Source organism: Streptomyces sp. NRRL S-87 (genome assembly GCF_000719335.1).
Taxonomy (GTDB): Bacteria; Actinomycetota; Actinomycetes; order Streptomycetales; family Streptomycetaceae; genus Streptomyces.
In genome coordinates this window covers 21527-27526 of record NZ_JOGB01000083.1, presented here as the reverse complement: position 1 = coordinate 27526, position 6000 = coordinate 21527, and the positions used below count along the sequence as shown (strand labels likewise).

The window sequence follows — 6000 nt, the reverse complement described above, 5'->3', positions numbered from 1 at the left end:
GCGCAGCGGAATCGCCGCAGGCGACGCCCGAAGGGCGCCCTTGACGCCCCGACCCGGCCCGGAAACCCTCGGCAGGCGGACAGGCCCGACCCCGCCCACGGAATCCGACCCCGCTGCCCGCTGCCTCCCGACCTCCTCCCCGACCTCCTCCCCGACCTCCTCCACAGGTCCGCCCCCGTTCCACCCCCGTTCCGCCCCCGTTCCGCCTCTCCACCGGCACCCCCCGGCCGCGTCCAACTCATTTGCTCCACACCCGGAAGGGCCAATTTCGGACTACCGGATTTCAGCCGTCCCTCCGTACGGTCGGCCGGTCGGAGGCCGGACGCGATCCGCGGCCCAGAGGCGCAACCGGACGCGAACGCGCCGCGTCCTCCGTGCGGACCTGTTCGAGACCCGAGAGAGGAACCCCGTGCGAATAACCCGTAGGGCGTTCGTACCGACCGCCGCGGCGGTCCTGCTCACCGTGACGGCGATGGGGGCGCAGGCCACGGCCGCCACCCCCGCCGCCCCGGCCGCCGTCACCCCCGCCCCCGCCGCCGTCACCGCGAAGGCGGCCCCCGCCCCGGTGGCCGGCGCGACCAGCGCCGCCACCGCCGACGACGCCACCATGGCCGCGGCCGCGGCCTACTGGACCCCCGAGCGCATGCGGAACGCGATTCCGCTCGACTCGGCGCCGCAGGCCGCCGCTCCCGCGGCCCGCGAGGCGGCCGCCGCCGAGCGCCCGGTGGCCGGCAGCCCGTTCACCGTCGAGCCCGTCGAGGCCACCGTGGCCGACTCCGGGCGTCCCGAGCGGGACACCATGGCTTCGATCCCGTCCTCCAAGGCCGCCGGCAAGGTGTTCTTCCGGAACCCCAAGGACGGCCGCAACTACGTCTGTTCCGCCAGCGCGCTGAACAGCCGCTCCAAGCAGCTCGTCACCACCGCCGGTCACTGCGTCCACGGGGGACGCGGTGGCAGGTGGATGACGCACTGGGTGTACGCCCCGCGCTACGCCAACGGCCGCGCGCCCTACGGTGTCTTCCCGGCCAAGTCGTGGCGGACGTTCACCGCGTGGATCACGAGCAGCAGCTTCGCCCGTGACGTCGCGATGGTCACCACAGCCAAGGTCAACGGCCGCAAGCTGGTCAACGTCACCGGCGGCCACGGCATCTCCGTCAACTACGACCACACCCAGAACGTCTACGTCCTCGGCTACCCGAGCAACAAGTACCGGGGCGAGGTCCAGATGTGGTGCCACGGCAACACCCGGCGCGAGACGGGCTCCAACCGGCTGGCGATCCGCTGCACGTTCGGCCCCGGCGCGAGCGGCGGCCCCTGGCTGCGCAAGTACAACACCCGCACCGGCCTCGGCTACGTCAACAACGTCATGAGCACCTGGAACCCCAACACCGGCTGGAACCAGGCCGCGTACTTCGACACCGCCGTCCTGAACCTCTACAAGGCGCAGGCCAACGTCACCTGACCGGCCCCCGGTTCGGCCACCCGGTTCACACCGGGCGCAGCGTCCAGCGCGCGTAGCGCTGGTTCCACCGGGACGAGGGGAACATCGCGAGCACGGGTGACCCCAGGCCGATGTTCCCCATGTAGAGCGACCGGTCGTCCGCCTTGGTGGTGAAGTAGGTCCCGTCCCACCCGAACCGCTGGTTGTTCTGGAAGCTGCAGTCCCAGAGCTCGACCGTGGCGAGCTCGTACGGGTTCGCCCCGGCGAGGTCGAGGCACTTCTCGTTGAGATCGCTGCGGATCTGGTCGCCCACCCAGTGCCAGTGCTGGTTGGCGCCGCCGTTGCACGTCCACATGTGCACGGCGGCGCCGGCCCCGGGGTTGGCGTCGGCGACGTCCAGGCAGTTGTCGTTCACCTGGCTGCGGATCTCGAAGCTGGTCTGCAGGGGCGCCCGGGCGGGTTCCTCGGGTGCTCGGGGGGTGCCGGCGGCGGCCGCGGGGATCACCGCGGGGACGACCGCCCCCGAGGTCATGACCAGGGCCGTCACGGCCCCGAGAAACCTTCGCACGATGCGTTCCTCCTCAACAGCGGGCCGTACGGCCGTACAGCCGACATCACCGCACCCGAAGAGCCGCAAACGGTTCGCCCAGCCGAACCGCCCGATCCGCCGATTCCCCCGAAAACCACACGACCGTCAGCCGGCCAGCGCCTCCCGCAGGCGGCGCAGCCCCTCGCCGATCTCCGCGGGCGTGTGCGTCGTGAACGACAGCCGCAGGGAGGCCGGGTCCGGCTCGCTCGCGAAGAAGGGCGCCCCCGGGACGTACGCCACGTCGCAGGCCACCGCCGCCTTCAGCAGCTCTCCGGCGTCGTGGCCGGCCGGCAGCCGGGCCCACACGAACATGCCGCCCTCGGGCCGGTTCCACACCGACCCCGCGGGCAGGGCCTCGCCCAGCCCGGCCAGCAGCGCGTCCCGCCGCTCCCGGTAGGCCCCGCGGACCGTGTCCAGGTGCACGTCCAGGTCCACGGCCGCCAGGTACCGTGCGGCGGCTATCTGGTCGATGGTCGAGGTGTGCAGGTCGGCGGCCTGCTTGGCGCGTGCCGCCGCGCGGCGCAGCGGGGCCGGGGCGCGCAGCCAGCCGAGCCGGAGACCCGGCGCCATGATCTTCGAGAAGCTGCCGAGCAGCGCCGTACGGTCCTCCGCCCCCGGGTGGGCCGCGAGCCAGGGCACGCGCTCGCCCTCGTAGCGCAGGTCGCCGTACGGGTCGTCCTCGACCAGCCACAGTCCGAGGCGCCCCGCCAGCGCGGCCACGGCCGCCCGCCGCTCGCCGGGCAGGGTCCGGCCGGTGGGGTTCTGGAAGGTCGGGACGGTGTAGAGCAGCTTCGGCCGCTCCCGCAGCACGAGTTCTGCCAGCGCGGCCGGATCGATGCCGTCCTCGTCGCAGGGCACCGGCACGACGCGGACGCCCGCCATGCCGAAGCACTGGAGGGCGGCCAGGTAGGTGGGGTTCTCCACGAGCACGGTGTCCCCGGGCTCCAGCAGGGTGGTGGCGATCAGGGTGAGCGCCTGCTGCGAGCCGGTGGTGATCAGTACGTCGTCGGCGGCCGTGAGCAGGCCGTGCGCCGTGGCGCGGGCGGCGACGGCCTCGCGCAGCTCGGTCGCGCCCTCGGTGACGGAGTACTGCAGGGCCCGGCCGGCGCAGTCCGTGAAGGCGGAGTCGTACGCGGCCCGCAGCCCGGCCGCGTCGAAGAGCTCGGGCGCCGGCAGGCCGCCGGCGAAGGAGATCACGCCGGGCCGCTCGGTGAGGGCCAGGATCTCCCGTACGGGCGAGGCCGCGACCGAGGTCGCACGGGCGGCGAACGGGGGCAACTCAGCGCGCACAGGGGCTCCTTGGCGGTGTGGGGGCTCGGGGTCCAGTCAACCGGCCGAACGCGCGGCCGGACAGATGGCCGACACCCTAACCGAAACATTTGTATCTGCCATCTATTTGTCCAGGACCCGGACCGGAGTGCCGCTGGAGCCGCTCGGGCCGACCCTCTCCCCATCTGACGCACTATCAGCTAAACCGGTCCCATGACCCCACGCCGCGAGAACGACGCAGAGGACACCCGCCCCGACACCTACGCCGAGCTGGCCGCCGTCGGCCCGTACGGCGTGCACCCGGGGCACGCGCTGATCACCATGGTCGAGCCGCACCCGGGCCACGAGTACGCGTACAACCGCTGGTACGAGGACGACCACTACTACGCCGGCGCGATGGCCATGCCCTGGATGTACGCGGGCCGGCGCTGGGTCGCCACCCGCCCGCTCCAGGAGCTGCGCTACCCGGAGAAGTCGGCGGTGGCCCAGCCGGTGACCGCCGGCTGCTACCTCTCGACGTACTGGGTGACCGAGGGCCGCTACGACGAGCACATGAAGTGGACCGTCGGGATCAACAAGCGGCTCAACCGGGACGGCCGGGTCTACCAGGACCGCACCCACGTGTTCACGTCCTTCCAGGACCACGGGGCCACGGTCTACCGGGACGGGGCGGCCGGCCCCCGGGACTTCCACGCCCTCGACCACCCGTACGCCGGGCTGGTCCTCCAGGTCGTCGACGCGGAGGGCCCGGAGCAGCGGGCCGAGCTGCTGGAGTGGCTGCGCTCGCGGCACCTGCCGCGGCGGCTCGCGGGCGGGCCCGCGGCGATGGTCACGATCTTCCGACCCACCCCGCTGCCGGGGGACCGGATGACCTACGTGAAGCAGGTCGAGGGGGTCGACACCCGGCTGACGCTGCTGTGGTTCCTGGAGCGCGATCCGCGCGAGGTGTGGACGGATCGTTTCACCGGCCTGGACGCGGAGGTAGCCGCGTCGGGGCTGGGCCGGGTGGAGCTGGTGGCGCCGTTCATCCCGACCGTTCCCGGCACCGACCGGTACGTCGACCAACTGCGCTGAGGCCGGTACGTCGGCCGCCCGCGCCGGGGCCGGTACGCCGACCACCCGCGCCGGGACACGGCCGAGCCCCCTCGGCCAGGACGGCGGACCAGTCGAGAGGGCTCATGTGAGTACCGTGTCGTGACGGTCGTCCGGGGTTGCGCCCGGACGCTCAGCCGAGGTGCCCAAGCGGGCCCCGGGTCACTCCGGCGACGAAAGAGGTCCACGAGGTGGGCGCGAAGGTGAGGAACGGGCCGTTCGTCACCTTCGAGTCCTGTACGGCGACCTCAGCCACGAGGGGGGACTTCACTTCGACGCACGCGCCGTTTCCTGCGGAGTACGAGGACTTCGTCCAGTTCTCCGTGGCGCCCTGAAGAATAGCCATGTTCGCTCCGGTCCAGCGTGTCGTGTTGATGTGGCGCCAACCTGTTCTTGATTGGCGTGATCGACGCTACTCGCCGGGCTGCTCGGGTGACGTGGTCGTTCACTCGACCGGATGGCATATTCCAGATGGGGCTTCCGTGCTCACCCGTTCCTCGTGTACCGTGCGGCGCTCTTGTCGCGGACCTGCCCGGTCGCCGTCCGGTCCCCGACCGGAGACGGGGGGCCGGACGGCCCGGTCACGCCGCGAACGTCCTGGTCGGCGCGGTCAACGGCCCGCGCGCTCGTGCTCATGGATGGCCCTCGCGATGAACTCCCGGGTCTGCTCGACGTTCAGCGCCTGGGCGCGCAGGTGCTCGTACATGACGCTGTACTTCTGGACGTCGTTGGCCTTCTCCAGGTACAGGTCGCTCGTGACGCCCTCGATGTAGACGACGGTCGAATCCGAGGCGTCCGGGAACTCGAGGATCGCGTACTGGCCGTTCACGCCCGGATGGGCGCCCATGCTGAACGGCATCACCTGCACGGTCACGTGCGGCAGCTCCGACTGCTCTATCAGGTGCCTGAGCTGGTTCGCCATGACCTGCGCGTCCCCGACGCGGCGCAGCAGGGCCGCCTCGTCGATGACCGCCCACAGGCGCAGCGGGCCGCGCTCGGTCTCGTTCTCGGAGTCGGAGACACGTTCCTGCCGGCGCATGCGCACCTGGACCCGTTTGTCGATGTCCGCCTGCGCGGTCTCCGGAAGTGCGCCGCGGATGATGGCGGTGGCGTACTCCGGCGTCTGCAGCAGCCCCGGGATGATCTGGGGCTCGTACACGCGCAGCGAGGCGGCGTCGGTCTCCAGGCCGATGTAGACGCTGTACGGGATGTCGCCGAAGGCGTGCCACCAGCCCTGCTGGCGGGAGTCCTTGGCCATCTGCATGAGCGAGTCGACCAGGCGGCGGTCGTCGACCTCGTACACCTCGCACAGGTCGCGGACGTCGCGCTGGCTGATGGAACGGCGGCCGTTCTCCAGGCGGCTGATCTTCGACTGGGACACCAGGAGGCGCTCGGCGACCTGCTCGGCCGTCATGCCCTTGTCCTCGCGGAGCTTGCGCAACTCCATGCCCAGTCGGCGGCGTCGGACGGTGGGATTGACATTGGACGCCACGGGGACGGCACCTCCGGTCTGCGTTTCAGTCTGTGTTTCGGTCGGTCTGCGTTGTCTTCGGATCTGTTTGTAGCGTCTGCGCGGTACCTCTGCGTATCCGCTGATCAGCAGATTGCC

Annotated in this window: 6 protein-coding genes; 2 read left to right on the top strand and 4 right to left on the bottom strand. The window is 71.5% G+C overall.

From position 1 onward, the window contains the following. Positions 1–409: 409 nt before the first annotated feature. The gene (locus tag IF43_RS0133250; RefSeq protein WP_030209726.1) at positions 410–1462 is read left to right on the top strand and encodes a serine protease; all 1053 of its coding nucleotides are present in this window, start codon (positions 410–412) and stop codon (positions 1460–1462) included. A 25-nt stretch (positions 1463–1487) separates the two neighbouring features. Here IF43_RS0133250 and IF43_RS0133245 read toward each other — a convergent pair whose 3' ends face one another. Together IF43_RS0133245 and IF43_RS0133240 are read right to left on the bottom strand one after the other, a co-directional pair. After that, positions 1488–2009, bottom strand: coding sequence for an RICIN domain-containing protein (locus IF43_RS0133245; protein ID WP_158939647.1), 522 nt, complete (start codon positions 2007–2009; stop codon positions 1488–1490). A gap of 126 nt (positions 2010–2135) precedes the next feature. Next, on the bottom strand, positions 2136–3320 hold the full coding sequence (locus tag IF43_RS0133240; protein ID WP_030209724.1) for a PLP-dependent aminotransferase family protein: 1185 nt from the start codon (positions 3318–3320) through the stop codon (positions 2136–2138). Between the two features lie 192 nt (positions 3321–3512). Between IF43_RS0133240 and IF43_RS0133235 the strand changes: the two genes are divergently transcribed. After that, the gene (locus tag IF43_RS0133235; protein ID WP_030209723.1) at positions 3513–4373 is read left to right on the top strand and encodes a hypothetical protein; all 861 of its coding nucleotides are present in this window, start codon (positions 3513–3515) and stop codon (positions 4371–4373) included. A 151-nt stretch (positions 4374–4524) separates the two neighbouring features. Here the strand turns inward: IF43_RS0133235 and IF43_RS40100 are convergent, their stop codons facing one another. Together IF43_RS40100 and IF43_RS0133225 are read right to left on the bottom strand one after the other, a co-directional pair. Further along, positions 4525–4737 carry a DUF397 domain-containing protein gene (locus IF43_RS40100; RefSeq protein ID WP_078910648.1) on the bottom strand — a complete coding sequence of 71 codons (213 nt, stop codon included), beginning with the start codon at positions 4735–4737 and terminating at the stop codon, positions 4525–4527. Between the two features lie 264 nt (positions 4738–5001). Beyond that, positions 5002–5883 (bottom strand): helix-turn-helix transcriptional regulator, encoded by an 882-nt coding sequence (locus tag IF43_RS0133225; RefSeq protein ID WP_030209722.1) that lies wholly within the window; start codon positions 5881–5883, stop codon positions 5002–5004. Between the last annotated feature and the right edge of the window lie 117 nt (positions 5884–6000).